This is a genomic window from Amycolatopsis sp. CFH S0740 (assembly GCF_004522315.1).
Taxonomy (GTDB): domain Bacteria; phylum Actinomycetota; class Actinomycetes; order Mycobacteriales; family Pseudonocardiaceae; genus Amycolatopsis; species Amycolatopsis nivea.
The window spans coordinates 37,991-52,665 of the sequence record NZ_SDLS01000001.1 but is presented as its reverse complement, the minus strand read 5'-3'; the positions used below and the strand labels follow the sequence as shown (position 1 = coordinate 52,665).

Genomic DNA, 14,675 nt, shown 5'->3' with positions numbered 1-14,675 from the left:
GGTCCTCCTCGGGTCAGCCCGCCCGCGTGCGCAACGACGCGAGCCAGTCCTGTTCGTTCTCGGCGCGACGCTGCACCTCGGCCAGCACGAGCCGGCTCCACGGATCGGCCTGCCCCGCGCCGAGCTTGGCGAGCCGGTCCCGCTGCGCCGCGACGGCGGCCTGGCGGGCGTCCAGCACGCGCAGCCGTTCCTCCGGGGTGAGCCTGCCGAATCCCGCCAGCCGCGCCAGGAACTCGGCCGGATCGCCCGCCAGCTCCGGCGGCAGGTCGGCGAGCAGATCGTGCAGCAGCTCCCGCCCGACGTCGGTGATCGTGTACACGTGCCGCGGCGGACGGCCCTCCTGCGGCTCGGCGGTCCGGGTCACCGCGCCTGCCTCGGCGAAGCGCCGCAGCGCTGGGTAAAGCGAGTTGTTCGACAGCGTGCGGCCGCTGGATTCCTCGATCTGCTTGCGCAGTTCGTAGCCGTGCCACGGCCGCTCGGCGAGCTTCGCGAGCAGGAGCACGTCGGTCCACACATAGGTCACCGTAACCTAGGGTCCGGTGAGCGGGCAACGTCCGAACGGCGGATGCCGGAAGAAGATCTCCGGCCCGTTTTTTGTCGGTGTCTCCCGATACGGTGCTGTTCGACCGATCCGGAGGGGGATCTCCTGTGACCGACCACGTCCGCTACGGCCTCTACTTGCCGCCTTTCGGCCCGTTCGGCGATCCGGCCGCCTTGGTCGACCTGGCCGTCCGAGCCGAAGCCGCCGGCTGGGACGGAGTGTTCCTGTGGGACCACGTGGTGCCCGCGATGCCACCGATCGCCGACACGTGGACCACCCTCGCCGCCATCGCCCAGGCGACCAGCACGGTCCTGCTGGGCCCGATGGTCACGCCGCCGAGCCGCCGCCGCCCGTGGCTCCTGGCCCGGCAAGCCGCGACGCTCGCCCGCCTGTCCCGCGGCCGGTTGATCCTGGGAACCGGCATCGGCTCCGACGAAACCGGCGACTTCAGCCGCTTCGGCGATCCGTCCTCGCCCGCCGAACTGTCGTCGCGGACGGACGAGGCGATGGAGATCATCCGCGCGATGTGGGCCGGGGAGGCTTTGCGGCACGAGGGCTCGCATTACCGGGTGTCCCTCGATGCCGCTGACCCGGAGCCGTACCCCATTCCGGTGTGGACTGCCAGCACGACCCAGCATGAGCGCGTTCTCCGGCGTGCCGCGGGGAGCGACGGGATTTTCCCGCTTCCTGGGCCTCAGCCGTTGCCTCCTGTGGAGCTGGCCAGCCTGGTTGCTCGAGTACAGCCGTCGGACCGTCCCTACGAGGTTGCGGTGTCCGGCAACGCGAGCCCGGCGTGGGAGGAACCGGCCACGGTGGATCTCGCGGCGCTCGCGGAGGCGGGGATGACGTGGTGGATGGAATCGCTGATCCACTTCGATCCGCTGGACCTTTCGCTGAAGATCGTGGACGCCGGACCGCCTCGGATCGGGGGTTGACCGGGCAGAGCTTTGCTTGCGGCGGCGGGGTTCGCGCTGTGCGGGTGCCTGTCGGATCGAGGTGTGGCCGAGCCAGTTGAGCTCTCCCGCAACGGCCGCCCGACCACACCCACGGGAGCGCAGCAACCGCCTCGAGGCGCGGCCGAGCCAGGTGGGCTCGCCCGCAGCAACCAAGCCCGCCCCGCCTGACCACACCCACCGACCGCAGCAGCCGCATCGAGGCGTGGCCGAGCCAGCCGGGCTCGCGCGCAAGCAGTCGAACCGGCGCCGCCGGACCGGGCGCGAGTAACCGGGCCGGAACAGAGGTGTTGCGGTAGAGCCGAGCCGGTTGAGCTTGCGCGCGGTCGCCGAATCCCGCGCCACGACAGCCGGACCGAGGCGCAGCCGAGCCAGTTGGGCTGCGCACGGTAACCGGATCCGTGCCGTCGGGGAATGCCCGCGCGGGCAGCGACAGATCGGGGCCATCCGAGCCAGCCGGGCGCGGAAGCGCTTTCCACCGCGCCGAGGGACAACCGCGCCCCTCGGTTGAGGCACAGCCGAACTCGGCAGCGAGTGTCCTCGTGCGCGGCAACGAAATCCGCTCAGCACCTCTCCCACCCGACCCCCGCCACTGCCGCTGCCAGCGAGAAACTCCCCCGCCGCCGCCGAATTATCTTTCCCGCCACCGTTCCCGGCCCGCACACCAGCGATCCCCCGCAGTTGCCTGATCGTTCAACCACCGCCCGCCCGCCGGTCGTCCCCCTTCGGCGGCTTCCCTCGGCCGCTCGGGAGAGCTACGGTGGAGGGTGGTTGAGCCTCCAGCCACCGTGTGATTCGTCCCGCGCGCCGGGATGCCCGGTGCCGGCCGGTCCGGCATTCCGCCGCAGCCCTGTGCGCGGCTCAGAGAGAGTGCCGTGATGACCGCCGCGCACATTGCCCGACTGCCCGCGCTTCCCTCGGACCCGACGGGGATGCTTCGGCTGCGCGTGGGCCACCCCGCTCCGGGGACCGCCGTCGTCGAGGTTTCCGGGGAGGTCGACCTGGCCACCGCGCCCCGGCTGGCCGAGGTCGTCGAGGCGCGGCTGCGGAGCACCGTCAGCCTGGTGATCGTCGACCTGCGCCGGACGACCTTCCTCGGCGTCGCGGGGCTGCGCGTCCTGATCCGGTTGAAGCTGCTGGCCGCGGGAGCGGACAAGGACTTCTACGTCGACCCGGGCACCGCCCCCACGGTCCGGCGGCTGTTCTCACTCTTCCCCCTGGACTGCGTGCGGTCCGGCGCCGCCGAGGGGCTCACCGAGATCCCGCTGCCCCGGCCCGCCGGGACGGCTTGACCGTCCACTGAGGACACAGTGAGCCACGGGCCGAGGCACACGCGCCCGGACCGCACAAAAACTCCGGGCTCACGTCGCCCAGCAGATCCCGGAATCGGCGGACAACGAACCACGGACGTCCGCGGAAAGACTCCGCGCTCACGTCATCCAGCAGGTCCCGCAAGCGGCGGACAGCGGACCGAAGCTCACGCGTCCGCGTCGCGGCGAACCACAGGCCGAGACTCACGCGTCCGGGTCGCGGAAGTCCTCCGGGCTCACGTCGTCCAGCAAGTCCCGGAAGCGGCGGATCTCGTCCTCGGTCGCCTCGGCCGGTTCCTCCAGGTCGGCAGCCGCGTCGAGAGCGGTTTCGTCGCCCGCCGCCACCGTCACGTCGACCGCTGCCTCGTCGAGCACCGCTTCCGCGACTTCCAGCGGGGCATGCGTGCGCAGGCCGATCGCGATCGCGTCGCTCGGGCGGGCCGAGACGCGCGCGCCGCCGGACAGGACGAGGTCCGCGTGGAAGATGCTGTCCAGCAGCTGGGTGATCTCGACCCGTTCCACGCTCTGGCCCAGCGCCGCCAGCACCTCGATGATCAGCTCGACCGTCCCCGGCCGCGCGGACACGACGTGCTCCTGCGCGGCGGCCAGTTCCTGCGCTTCCGGCGCGCCGATGGTGATGGCGAGCCAGCGGCGCGAGCCGGATTCCTCGCGCAGCAGCACGACCGGCGCCGACTCCTGCGCCACCACGGCCAGTCCCTGCACGCGCACCTGCACCATGGGGGTCACCCCGCTTCCGAAAAGGTCCTCCCTGCTGACTACCCAACGTCCGGCGTTTTGTCACGCGAAATCGCCGCGCGCATCACGCCGGATTCACCCGGGCAGCCGGCGCGGACCGGCACGAGCCCGCCGTAAACGTGCCGCGGCGCACAAACCGGAATCCCTGGCGCACGTGTCGATCGGGCCTCGTCTGGGTATGCGGGAGCCATGAACGACGAGGGACCCGGCAGCCGCGCCAGCGGCGGCATGCCAGCCGTGGACCGTTTGCTCGACGAGGTGATCGAGCTGCGGCTTCCGGCGGAGACTTACCAGATCCCGCTTGTCCGCATGCTCGCGCAGGCGGTCGCCGCGCGGGCCGATTACGGGCTCGACGCCATCGCCGACGCCAAGATGGCGGTCGACGAGGCGTGCGCCCAGGTTGTTTCGACGGCCGCCCCCGGGGCGGCGATGACCTGCCAGTTCACTGTCTCGCCCGAAGGGATCCGGTTCACCGTCAAGACGCGCACCCAGCAGCCGGAGCCGCCGAGCGAGCGAAGTTTCGGCTGGCACGTGCTGACCACGCTGGCCGCGAACGTGTCCGCGCGCTGCGTGCCGGACGCCGCCGACGACGGGTACGCGCTGACCCTCGACCTCGACCTGCACCGGGAGGCGAGCGGGTGAACCAGCAGCCCGTCACCCGCCACCGTGACGAATACGCGCACACCGCGCCGCTGTTCGAGGAGCTCGCCGCTCTGCCCGCCGACGACGGGCAGCGGCCGCGGCTGCGCGAACAGCTCGTCACCGAATTCCTGCCGGTCGCCGAGCACATCGCGACCCGGTTCACCGGACGCGGCGAACCCCGCGAGGACCTCGTCCAGGTCGCCCGGATCGGCCTGATCAACGCGATCGACCGGTTCACCCCGGACCGCGGCCCGGACTTCCTGTCCTTCGCCGTGCCCACGATCATGGGCGAGATCCGCCGGTACTTCCGCGACACCGGCTGGTCGGTCCGCGTGCCGCGGCGGCTCAAGGAACTGCACCTCGCGCTCAGCCGGGGTTCGGCGACCCTGTCGCAGACGCTCGGCCGCGCGCCGACGCCCACCGAACTGGCCGAGCACCTCGGCCTCGAGCTCTCCGAGGTCCACGAAGGGCTGGTCGCGGGCCACGCGTACCAGACCTTGTCGGTGGACAAGCCGGTGCACGACGACGCCGAACCGCTGCTGCTCGCCGACACGCTCGGCAGCGACGACCCGGAGATCGAGCACATCGAGAACCACGAGGCCCTCCAGCCGCTGCTGCGCGAACTGCCGAAGCGGGAGCGCGCGATCCTGGTGATGCGGTTCTTCGGCGGTCTCACCCAGACCCAGATCGCCGAGCAGGTCGGCATCTCCCAGATGCACGTGTCCCGGCTGCTGTCGCAGACTCTCGAACAACTGCGCGACAAGCTCACCGGCGACCCCTGAGCACGCCCGCGACGGGGGTCGCCCGACCGGGCTGGATCCCGTTGTCGCGCCCCTTCGGAGCTGCGACGATACGAGTCCGTCCAGCACTGAGGAGGGCCCGATGGCCTCGAGACTCAACCCGTACATCAGCTTCGCGGGCAACGCACGGGAGGCGATGGAGTACTACCACGACCTGTTCGGCGGCGACCTGGCGCTGAACACCTTCGGAGAGTCCGGCGCACCCGCGGACTCCGGCTACGCGAACAACATCATGCACGCGATGCTGGAGGGCGAGAACGGCTTCACGCTCATGGGCTCCGACGTGCCGCCCGGCATGGAGCACAACCCGGGCACGAACATCTCGATCAGCCTCAGCGGCGACGACGGCGACCTGCTGCGCCGCTGCTGGGAAAAGCTGTCCGACGGCGGAACGGTGGCGGTTCCGCTCGAAAAGCAGATGTGGGGCGACGAATTCGGCGCCTGCACCGACCGGTTCGGCATCTCCTGGATGGTCAACATCGGCCAGGCGGGCTGAGCCGGCCGGTCAGCTGTCCACCTCGACCTCGGCCCCCACCGGCAGCCGGTCGAAGAACAGCGCCGCGTCCTCGTCGGCGAGGTGGATGCAGCCGTGCGAGGGACGGTCGAGCGGCCCGGCGTGGAACGCGATGCCGCCCGGGGCGAAGAACACCGAGTTCGGCATCTCGTCGCCGTACTCGTCGCTGCGGTGGACGCGGTCCTTCCACGCCACCCGGAACGTCCCGACCGGAGTCGGCTGGCCAGGCCCGCCCGGCTCCATCGGGACCGACCGCACCGCCCTGCCGTTCTCCATCAGCCACGCGCGCCGCAGCGAGAGGCTCGCGCACGCACCGGTGACCACTGAGCACGAGGGGCTCGGCGGGGTGTGCCGCACCGGCGGCGTCGGCAGCTCCGGCGACGGCGCCAGCGGCAGCCCGGCAGCCTGGGCCTCCGGTTCCGCCGGCGCTCCGCACCCGGCCGCGACCACAGCCGCCCCGGCCAGCACGATCGCGACGATCTTCCCGCGCATCCGTCCGCTCCCGCCTTTCGCTCCCCTCTCCTCTACGGGCGAGCGGAGCGAAAGGTTGCGAACGACGACGAACTCGCGGTGGACGGATTTCGCGTCCGTCGCCACAGGCTGCCGGGGCCAGTGCGGATCGGCCTGCCCGGTCCGCGGTGAGCAGCCACGGGCTTCGTAGTATCGACGGCATGGCTGACGATGATGCGAGCGATCCCGCCGCTCGTCGCGGATGCGCTCACACAGGCACGCTCAACGCGCTTCGCGAAGACCAGGTCGACCTCCGAGAAGAGATGCGACAGGGCTTCGCCTCGGTGAACGCCTCGCTCGGCCGGATCATCGAACTCCTCGACCGCGACAGCCAGTAGCCGCCGACCGGTCCCCACTGTCCATTCAGGACGCTTTACCTCCCAGAACCTTCTGCAGCGCCGCCCCGTCCGGCACCCCGAGCCCGGTGCACGCGTCCCAGCCGGCGGCGGCCGAGTACGCGCCGTTGCTGCCCTCGGTGATGTCGCGGAATCCCGGCTGCACCTTGCCCGCGCCGACTCCGGCGTACAGCTTGCTGTGCACCAGTCCGAAGCCGCTCCCGGCCGACTGCGCCAGCCTCGCCAGCAGCGCTGACCACAGCGGCGAAACCGCGCTCGTGCCGCCGACGACGATCTGCTGTCCGTCGACCAGGACCTGGTACCCCGTCGCCGGATCCGCGTTGCCCGCCACGTCCGGGACGCCGCGACCCGGTTTTCCGTCGCCTGCCCGAGCGGGCACGCCCGCGGCTTGCTGGTAGTCCGGCACCGGGAACGCGTCGCTCACGCCGCCGCCGGTCGACCCGCCGCCGGAGGTGTTCCAGACCGTCTCCGAGTTCACTGTGGACGGTGGGGTCCCGTCGAGTTTGGTGCCGCCGCAGGCGAGCGCGTGCGGGCTCGACGCGGGGAAATCGACGTGCTGTGCCCCGTCGGTCTGCCCGTCGGCGCTGCCGTTGTCGCCGGACGCGCAGCACACCGTCACGCCGAGCGCCGCGGCGTCGGCGAACGCCTGGTCCATCGCGGTGCGGGCCTGCGGTGTCCACTGGTCCTCGGACTGTCCCCAGCTGATGCTGACCGCGACCGGCGTCGGCGTCGCGTGCACCGCGGTGCTCACCGCGTCCAGGAAGCCCTGGTCGGTGTTCGGCGCGAAGTACACGACCTGCGCGGCTCCCGGGGCGAGCGCGCCGATCACCTCGATGTCGAGCAGCACTTCCCCGTCGGCCGAATTCGGGTCGCCGGTCGGCGCGTTCTTGCCGCCGTCGACCCCGGCCGCGGTCACCTTCGGTTCGGTGATCTTCAAGCCGGCGAAGTACTTCTGGAGATCCTCCGGCTTGTAGCCCCCGCCAAGTTCGATCACCGCGACGGTCTGCCCGGTGCCGTCGGCGTCGGCCGGGAACCCGTACAGCTGGCCGACTTGGTCCGGGGTGTAGCCCTGTCCGGCGGCTTCCTTGTGCAGCCGGAACATCGCGCGCGCCTGCGGCCGTTCGTCGAGGCCGAGCACGGCGACGACGACGTCCCCGAGCGAGGCGGGCACTTCCAGTTCCCCGGTGCGCGCGGCGAATTCGCCGGCCTCGCCGTGGCGGACCCGGTTCAGCTCGGTCTTGAACGCGGCCGTCATCGCCCGCGCCGGCCCCCGGACCGAGACGCGGCGCGATCCGGCGTGCGTGTCGGTGACGGTGAGCCCGGCATCGGTGAGGACAGTGCGCACCAGATCGAGATCATCGGCGCTGGCTCCGTAGCGGTCGGCGAAGTCCTCCGGGGCGAGCGGCTCGCTCAGCGCGGCCACCTCCAGTTCGGCGCGGCGCCGCAGGACGACGGTCGCGGTGACGGTGGCGTCCGCGTCGAGCGGGCCGAGCACCTCGGCCTCGGCCAGTGCGGGACGCAGACTTCCGGACAACGATACCCATTGTGATTCTGTCATCACTCTATGGTGAACCCCTTTCGGCTGGTCCACCACCGTCGTATCCCCCGTCCGGAGGCAAAACCTGTCCGGTTTTCTGTCGACCCGATGACCGGGACCGCGGATGCCGCGGCGCGCGGGCGCGCGCACAGTGTCTCCATGAAACGGATCCTGACTCATGCCGCGGCCGCCGTGCTCACGCTGGGCGCGGTCACCGCGTCGAGCAGCGCCGAGGGCGACCTGGCCGCGCACGGCTGGGTCGGCACGTGGGCGGCGTCGCCCGCGGCCGCGGTGGCGAACACGCCGCAGGGGTATCCGAACTACTCGATCCGCAACGTCGTGCACACCAGCGCCGGCGGGAATCAGGCCAGGGTAAGGCTTTCCAACGCCTTCGGCACCGCACCGCTCACCTTCGGCCACGCCACGCTCGCCGTCGCCGCCGACGGTCCGCGCGCGGCCGGCGGCACGATGCGCACGCTGACGTTCGGCGGACAGTCCACTGTGGTCGTTCCGCCCGGGGCCGAGGTGCTGAGCGACCCGGCGTGGCTGCGCGTTCCGGCCGACGCCGACCTCCTCGTGACCACGTACGTGCCGACGCCGTCCGGTCCGGTCACCTACCATCCGCTCGCCCAGCAGACGTCGTTCTTCACCCGCGCCGGCGATTTCGCGGCCGAGGAATCCGGCGCGTCCTTCACCGAGCAAACCGCGGTGTGGCACTACGTCAGCGAGGTCGACGTCCGCGGGCCCGCGCGCGGCACCGTCGTGACGCTCGGCGATTCGATCACCGACGGCGCGCACTCCACGCCCGGCGCGAACCGCCGCTGGCCGGACCTGCTGAGCGACCGGCTGCACGGGCGGCTCGGCGTCCTCAACGCCGGGATCAGCGGCAACCGGCTGCTCCTCGACGGCGGCACCTCCGGGCGCAACGCCCTCTCCCGGCTCGCCGGCGACGTGCTGACCAGCGGCGACGTCCGCACGCTGATCGTGCTCGAAGGCATCAACGACATCCAGCAGAACCCGCACCAGACCGACCCGGCGATGATCGTCTCCGCGCTGCGGCAGGTCGTCGCGCAGGCCAAGGCGCAGGGCATCCGGGTCATCGGCGGCACGCTGACGCCGTTCAAGGGCTGGAAGATCTACGACCCGACGCTGGAGAAGACCCGGCAGGCGGTGAACGCGTTCATCCGGACCAGCGGGATCTACGACGGCGTCGTCGACTTCGACGCTGCCGTGCGCGATCCCGCCGATCCGCTCGCGATGCTTCCCGCCTACGACTCCGGCGACCACCTGCACCCGAACGACGCCGGGTACCAGCGGATGGCCGACGCGGTGCCGCTCACTCTGCTGTGACCGGCACCAGCGGTTTGCGCGGGAACGCCAGCACGGCAAGGAGACTGAGCACGCCGACGCCCACCATGTAGAGCGACACGGACAACGACGTCCCGGTCGAACTCTGCAGCGCGGCCGCGATCAGCGGGGCGAACCCGCCGCCCAGCACCGCGCCCACGGCGTACGCGAACGACGATCCGCTGTAGCGGAACCGCGATTCGAACAGCTCAGAGAACAGCGCCGACTGCGGTCCGTAGGTCGCGCCGAGGCCGACGTTCAGCACCACCACCGCGACGATCAGCAGCCACGGCTGCGCGGTGTCCACGAGCAGGAAGAACGGGATCGACCACACGACCAGCAGCACGGAACCGGCGAGATAGACGGGTTTCCGCCCGACCGAATCCGACCAGATCGCCGCCGCGACGATGCTCACCAGCCACACGACGCTGCCGACGATCACCACGACCAGCATCGTCGTACTGGACAGCTTCAGCACCGAAGTGCCGTACGACAGCAGGTAAGCGAAGAAGATGTAACCAAGCGCGGTGTTCGCGATGAAGCTGACCGCCGCCGCGAGCACCTGCTTCGGCCGCGCGCGCAGCACCTCCACGATCGGCAGCCGGCTGCGCTCGCCGCTGCTGCGCAGCTTCGCGAACACCGGGCTTTCCTCCACACGCAGCCGGATCACCAGCCCGACCGCCACCAGCACGAGGCTGACCAGGAACGGGATCCGCCAGCCCCACGACCGGAAGTCGTCCGGGGACAGCGAATTGTTCACCGCGAAGAACACCAGCTGCGCCAGGATCAGCCCGGCCGGGACGCCGATCTGCGAGAAGGACCCGTACCGGCCGCGTTTGCCCTCCGGCGCGTGTTCGACCGCCATGAGCGCCGCGCCGCCCCATTCGCCGCCCGCCGAAACCCCTTGCAGCACCCGGAGAACCACGAGCAGCACCGGCGCGATGACGCCGGCCTGGTGGTAGGTCGGCAACACGCCGACGCCCGCGGTCGCGAGCCCCATCAGCACCAGCGAGGCGACCAGCATCGCCTTGCGCCCCACGCGATCGCCGAAGTGGCCCCAGACGATCCCGCCCAGCGGCCGCGCGACGAACCCGACCCCGAGCGTCGCGAACGCGGCGAGCGTGCCGGACGCCGGGGAAAGCGACGGGAAGAACAGCTTGTTGAAGACCAGGGCGGTCGCCGTGCTGTAGGCGAAATAGTCGTACCACTCGATGGTCGTCCCGATCGCGCTGGCGAGCGCCACCCGCCGGATCCGCCCCGCCGTGTTCACTTCCTGCTCAAGCACCACTGCCGAGCCCCCTTCTCGTTCAGGCGCGTCATCTTGGCACGGCGGATCCCCTCCGGTCGACCACCGGAAGGCGGGCGCTTCAGCCGCCCAGCAGGGTCAACGACAACCGCGAGTCCGCGACCGCTTCCACCGCGTGCGGCATCGACGGCGGAAGGTGCACCAGCCCGCCCGGCCGCAGGTCGACGGTCTGTCCGGCGGCGGTGAGCCGGAGATGCCCGTCGAGGGCCTGCAGCAGGAGCGCGCGGGGTGCGCGGTGTTCTTTGAGGACGTGCCCCTGCTCGAACGCGAGCACGATGACCCGGACGCCGTCGGCGTCGAGCACCGTGTGGTGGCCGAGCTTTCCCTCCTCGACCGGGGCGAGGGCCAGCAGATCGTCGATCACCTTCGGTGCGGGTTCGCTCATGGGCCCATTCTCGCCGAAACTCGGTTCCTCCCGTGGACGGAACGTGGACGCCGGACTGGGCCGGCAGCAAACCCGATCCCGTTCCGGCGCCCACGGCCGCCGGGCTGAGCTGGCAGCTTCGGCTCCAGCGAGCCGCCCGCTGAGAAACCGCCTAACCCGCCTTCACGATCAACTCGTCCGCCACCCACTGCGCGACCCCGGCCGGGTACGGCGTGGACAGCCCCAGCACCACATGGCTGAACCCGGCCTCCAGCGCCTCCCCGATCGCCGCGCGGGTGAGAGCGGGGTCGTCGTAGGACACCGGCAGGTGGATCGAGCGCGTGATCTCCGCCGGGTCGCGGCCGATTTCCGCGCAGCACTCGTTCAGCATCGCGTTGCGTTCGACGGCGTCCGCGATGTCCCCGCCGGGGATGTTCCAGACGTCGGCGTGCTCGGCGACCACCCGCAGCGTCGCGCGGGCCCGGCCACCGATGACGAACGGCGGATGCGGGTGCTGCACCGGCTTCGGGTTGCCGAACGCACCGGTCAATTGGACGTGCTCGCCCGCGAAATCGAACGGCTTGTCCTCGGTCCACAGCTTCCGGATCACGGTGCACGCTTCGGCGAACCGGCCCACCGCGTCGCCGGTTTCCAGGTACGGCAGGCCGTGTGCTTCGTACTCCCGGCGAGCCAGCGGATGGCTCGGCCGGGAGCCGACGCCGATGCCGAAGTCGAGCCGTCCGCCGGACACGACGTCGACGGTCGCGGCGATCTTCGCCAGCATCGCCGGCGGGCGGAATCGGTTGCTGGTCACCAAAAGCCCGAGCCTGAGCCGTTCGGTCTGCGCGGCCAGGGCGGAAAGCAGCGTCCAGCCTTCGAAAATCGGGCCGTCCAGTTCTCCGGCGATCGGGAGGAGATGGTCGAACAGCCAGGCGTGCTCGATAGCCGGGATCGCGTCCGCCTCACGCCAGACCTGCTGGAGCGCGGCGTAGCTGGTCTGCATCGGCGCGGTCATGATGCCGAACTGCGGCTTCGTGGTCATCGCGGGAAGTCCTTTCACTCGTGTGATTCGACGCGGCCGAGCGGGCTGGCTTCGACGCCGGTCCAGCTGTCGTCGCCGGGAATGAGCGCGCTGCGGAGATACGCCGTGGTCAGCCGCTGTTGCAGTGCGACGCGTTCGGGGTTTTCGTCGGTGGTTTCCTTGGCCTCGTAGCCGGAGATGCCGCCGAGCGAGTGCTCCGCGCCGAAGAGCGTCAGCAGGCTCTTCTCCCCCGGGCTGAGCCGGTACGCGTCGGTGAACCAGTCCGGGCCGCGCACGGACAGCATCGAGTCGTCCTGGTCGCCCGCGACGATCAGCGTGGGCGCTTTCAAGCCGGTGAAATCCGGGCTCATGAACGGGAAATGCTCGGCAGCGAACGGCGACAGGTCCGCGCCGCCGACGCCGGTGACGGCGAACAGCACCCCGGCGGACACCCGCGAATCGGACAGATCCTCGCCGACGCTGCCGTCCGACTCGACGATGCGCGCGCCCAGCAGCATGCTCGCCGACTGTGCGCCCCAGGAGTGCCCGGCGACGGCGATCCGGCTGTGGTCGACCCGCCCCGCCAGTCCGGGCAGTGCCGCTTCGACGGTGTCGAGCTGGTCGATGACGTGCCGCAGGTCCTCGACCCGCAACCGCCAGATGTCCGGCGTGCGCGGGTCTTCCGCGGGCAGCGCGCGGGTCCGCGAATCGAGGTGAGTCGGTTGCACGACAACGAATCCGTGCGCGGCCCAGTAGTCGGCGAGCGGGCCGTAACCGTCCAGGGACGAGCCGAAACCGTGCGAGAACACGATCACCGGCAGGTCCAGCCCGGCGGCCGGGGCGGACACGCGCACCAGCAGGTCCTCGCCGCGGCCCGGCGCGTCGAGCCGCACCGGCTTCACCGAGACGGCCGGAGCGGGGAGCTGTACTGCGGACATGGGAATACCTTCTTTCGCCATCCGGGCACGAAAGGGTGTGGTGGCCGAGGGCCCGGTCTGGCATCATGAGCAAACGGAACGTTGCTCCGGTAACTATACGGAACACTGTTCCGCTTGTCTACCGGCGGCATGCGGAGGGAGCGGCACGTGGGCGAGAACGCGGGGGCCCGGGCGAAACGGGCGGACGCCCGGCGCAACGAGAAAACCCTGCTCGACGCGGCGGCGGCGGTGTTCGTCGAGTCCGGAGTGGACGCGCCGGTGCGCGACGTCGCGACCAGGGCGGGCGTCGGCGTGGGCACGATCTACCGGCACTTCCCCACCCGCGCGGACCTGATCATCGCGGTCTACCGGCACCAGGTCGAGGCGTGCGCCGACGCGGGCCCGAAACTGCTGGCGGACAACGCGTCCCCGCACGCCGCGCTCGCCCAGTGGATCGACTTGTTCGTCGACTTCCTCGTCACGAAGCACGGGCTGGCCGGGATCATGCAGTCCGACCACAGCGGCTTCGAGGCACTGCACGCGTACTTCCTCGAGCGGCTGGTCCCGGTGTGCACCGAACTGCTCGACGCGGCCACGAAGGCCGGGGAAATCCAGACCGACCTGGAGGCAGTGCACCTGATGCGCGGCGTCGGGAACCTGTGCATCGGCGCGGAAGCCGACGACAGCTACGACGCGCGCCGGCTGGCCGGGCTGTTGATCACCGGCCTGCGCAACGCCGGGTGACCGCTACCGTGCCGGAACCTCGACCTCGTCCGGACGCCGTTCCGGCCGCAACCCCCGCCACGCCGTGTGCCGCAACCGCCCGTCCCCCGGGGTGAGACGGCGGTACACCACCTCGCCGACGACCTCCGGGTTCAGCCAGTGCGCACCGCGCGCCCGGTCCCGCGGCACCTGGTCGGCGAACGGGCTTGTCTTGCGCTCCAGGGGAACCAGCTGCGCCTGAAGGTCTTTGAGCATCGCGTCGGTGAAGCCGGTGCCGACGTCGCCGAGGTACCGCAGCTCCCCCGACTCCGGGTCGTGCGCGCCCAGCAGCAGCGCGCCGATCGTGCCCTCGCGCCTGCCCTGGCCCGCGCGCCAGCCGCCGACGATCACCTCGGTCGTCTGCACCAGCGGATGCTTGAGCCAGTCCGGACTGCGCCGCCCCGGGTGGTACCGCGACGTGCGAGCCTTCACCATCAAGCCTTCGAGCATCATTTTCCGCGCGACGTCCAGCAGACCGGCCGGGGTCATGCCGTCGGCAGCGAGATCGCAGTGCCGGTACCAGGGCGTGATCGCGACCAGCTGCCGGTCCGGCGGTTCGATCTCGGCGAGCCGCTCGCGGCGTTCCTCGTACGGCGCGTCGAGCAGGCTTTCGCCGCCGAAGCTCAGGAGATCGAAGGCGAAGTACGCGACCGCCTGCCAGGTGCGGTTCTGCAGGAGCCCGAAGTCGGGGCGGCCGTGCTCGTCGAGGGCGACGATCTCGCCGTCCAGCACCGCGGGCCGTCCCCCGAGCGCGTCGCCGAGCGCGCCGGCCAGCTGCGGGAACCTGGTGGTGAAGTCGTTGTCGTTGCGGCTGGTCAGCAGGGTGCTTCCGTCCGGGGCGACGCGCATGGTCGCCCGGTAACCGTCCCATTTGAACTCGTACGCGTACGCCGGGCCGTCGCGCAGCGTGCCGCCGTCGGGCGACGCCAGCATCGGCTCGATCGCGGGCGGCATGCCGCCGGCCACTTCGGACATTCGGGCACCTCCGCGCACCACCGTAAGCCGAACCGCGCGGATCCGCCGCCGTAAGATAGCCGGG

At 71.1% G+C, this 14,675-nt stretch carries 17 protein-coding genes; 8 read left to right on the top strand and 9 right to left on the bottom strand.

Annotated features, from left to right (window positions below; genetic code table 11):
- Window positions 1-13: 13 nt before the first annotated feature.
- On the bottom strand, window positions 14-523 hold the full coding sequence (locus EIZ45_RS00265) for a PadR family transcriptional regulator (RefSeq protein WP_107051004.1): 510 nt from the start codon (window positions 521-523) through the stop codon (window positions 14-16).
- A 125-nt stretch (window positions 524-648) separates the two neighbouring features.
- Here EIZ45_RS00265 and EIZ45_RS00260 point away from each other — a divergent pair, with 125 nt between their 5' ends.
- Window positions 649-1,476, top strand: a complete 828-nt coding sequence (locus tag EIZ45_RS00260) for an LLM class flavin-dependent oxidoreductase (RefSeq protein WP_134661768.1) — start codon at window positions 649-651, stop codon at window positions 1,474-1,476.
- Between the two features lie 896 nt (window positions 1,477-2,372).
- Complete coding sequence (locus tag EIZ45_RS00255) at window positions 2,373-2,786, top strand: STAS domain-containing protein (protein WP_240690536.1); 414 nt, start codon at window positions 2,373-2,375, stop codon at window positions 2,784-2,786.
- Window positions 2,787-3,008: 222 nt separating this feature from the next.
- Here EIZ45_RS00255 and EIZ45_RS00250 read toward each other — a convergent pair whose 3' ends face one another.
- Window positions 3,009-3,542 carry a bifunctional nuclease family protein gene (locus EIZ45_RS00250; RefSeq protein ID WP_037811381.1) on the bottom strand — a complete coding sequence of 178 codons (534 nt, stop codon included), beginning with the start codon at window positions 3,540-3,542 and terminating at the stop codon, window positions 3,009-3,011.
- A gap of 207 nt (window positions 3,543-3,749) precedes the next feature.
- On the opposite strand from EIZ45_RS00250, the gene EIZ45_RS00245 reads away from it, so the two are divergent.
- The 3 genes from EIZ45_RS00245 (at window position 3,750) to EIZ45_RS00235 (ending at window position 5,498) form a co-directional block, all read left to right on the top strand.
- Complete coding sequence (locus EIZ45_RS00245; RefSeq protein ID WP_037811379.1) at window positions 3,750-4,202, top strand: ATP-binding protein; 453 nt, start codon at window positions 3,750-3,752, stop codon at window positions 4,200-4,202.
- On the top strand, window positions 4,199-4,984 hold the full coding sequence (locus EIZ45_RS00240; protein ID WP_037811378.1) for a SigB/SigF/SigG family RNA polymerase sigma factor: 786 nt from the start codon (window positions 4,199-4,201) through the stop codon (window positions 4,982-4,984). The genes EIZ45_RS00245 and EIZ45_RS00240 overlap by 4 nt, the downstream gene beginning before the upstream one ends.
- Window positions 4,985-5,084: 100 nt before the next feature.
- Window positions 5,085-5,498, top strand: coding sequence for a VOC family protein (locus EIZ45_RS00235; RefSeq protein ID WP_037811377.1), 414 nt, complete (start codon window positions 5,085-5,087; stop codon window positions 5,496-5,498).
- Between the two features lie 9 nt (window positions 5,499-5,507).
- Here EIZ45_RS00235 and EIZ45_RS00230 read toward each other — a convergent pair whose 3' ends face one another.
- Window positions 5,508-6,008, bottom strand: coding sequence for a L,D-transpeptidase (locus EIZ45_RS00230; RefSeq protein ID WP_134661769.1), 501 nt, complete (start codon window positions 6,006-6,008; stop codon window positions 5,508-5,510).
- Window positions 6,009-6,187: 179 nt separating this feature from the next.
- Between EIZ45_RS00230 and EIZ45_RS45890 the strand changes: the two genes are divergently transcribed.
- The gene (locus tag EIZ45_RS45890; protein ID WP_167753923.1) at window positions 6,188-6,364 is read left to right on the top strand and encodes a hypothetical protein; all 177 of its coding nucleotides are present in this window, start codon (window positions 6,188-6,190) and stop codon (window positions 6,362-6,364) included.
- A 25-nt stretch (window positions 6,365-6,389) separates the two neighbouring features.
- Here EIZ45_RS45890 and EIZ45_RS00225 read toward each other — a convergent pair whose 3' ends face one another.
- On the bottom strand, window positions 6,390-7,940 hold the full coding sequence (locus EIZ45_RS00225; protein WP_167756299.1) for a protease pro-enzyme activation domain-containing protein: 1,551 nt from the start codon (window positions 7,938-7,940) through the stop codon (window positions 6,390-6,392).
- Window positions 7,941-8,078: 138 nt separating this feature from the next.
- Between EIZ45_RS00225 and EIZ45_RS00220 the strand changes: the two genes are divergently transcribed.
- The gene (locus EIZ45_RS00220) at window positions 8,079-9,269 is read left to right on the top strand and encodes an SGNH/GDSL hydrolase family protein (protein ID WP_134661771.1); all 1,191 of its coding nucleotides are present in this window, start codon (window positions 8,079-8,081) and stop codon (window positions 9,267-9,269) included.
- On the opposite strand, the gene EIZ45_RS00215 is transcribed toward EIZ45_RS00220, so the two are convergent.
- The 4 genes from EIZ45_RS00215 to EIZ45_RS00195 form a co-directional block, all read right to left on the bottom strand.
- A complete protein-coding gene (locus tag EIZ45_RS00215) occupies window positions 9,256-10,554 on the bottom strand; it encodes an MFS transporter (protein WP_134661772.1) in 1,299 nt (432 codons plus the stop codon). The two genes, EIZ45_RS00220 and EIZ45_RS00215, sit on opposite strands and share 14 nt — an antisense overlap.
- A 79-nt stretch (window positions 10,555-10,633) precedes the next feature.
- On the bottom strand, window positions 10,634-10,957 hold the full coding sequence (locus EIZ45_RS00210) for a cupin domain-containing protein (protein ID WP_134661773.1): 324 nt from the start codon (window positions 10,955-10,957) through the stop codon (window positions 10,634-10,636).
- Window positions 10,958-11,108: 151 nt separating this feature from the next.
- Window positions 11,109-11,978, bottom strand: coding sequence for an LLM class flavin-dependent oxidoreductase (locus tag EIZ45_RS00200; RefSeq protein ID WP_134661774.1), 870 nt, complete (start codon window positions 11,976-11,978; stop codon window positions 11,109-11,111).
- A gap of 14 nt (window positions 11,979-11,992) precedes the next feature.
- Window positions 11,993-12,895 carry an alpha/beta fold hydrolase gene (locus EIZ45_RS00195; RefSeq protein WP_134661775.1) on the bottom strand — a complete coding sequence of 301 codons (903 nt, stop codon included), beginning with the start codon at window positions 12,893-12,895 and terminating at the stop codon, window positions 11,993-11,995.
- A gap of 129 nt (window positions 12,896-13,024) precedes the next feature.
- On the opposite strand from EIZ45_RS00195, the gene EIZ45_RS00190 reads away from it, so the two are divergent.
- Window positions 13,025-13,618 (top strand): TetR/AcrR family transcriptional regulator, encoded by a 594-nt coding sequence (locus tag EIZ45_RS00190; protein ID WP_037811368.1) that lies wholly within the window; start codon window positions 13,025-13,027, stop codon window positions 13,616-13,618.
- Between the two features lie 3 nt (window positions 13,619-13,621).
- On the opposite strand, the gene ligD is transcribed toward EIZ45_RS00190, so the two are convergent.
- Entirely contained in the window at window positions 13,622-14,611 is a 990-nt protein-coding gene (ligD, locus tag EIZ45_RS00185) for a non-homologous end-joining DNA ligase (protein ID WP_134661776.1), read from the bottom strand.
- Between the last annotated feature and the right edge of the window lie 64 nt (window positions 14,612-14,675).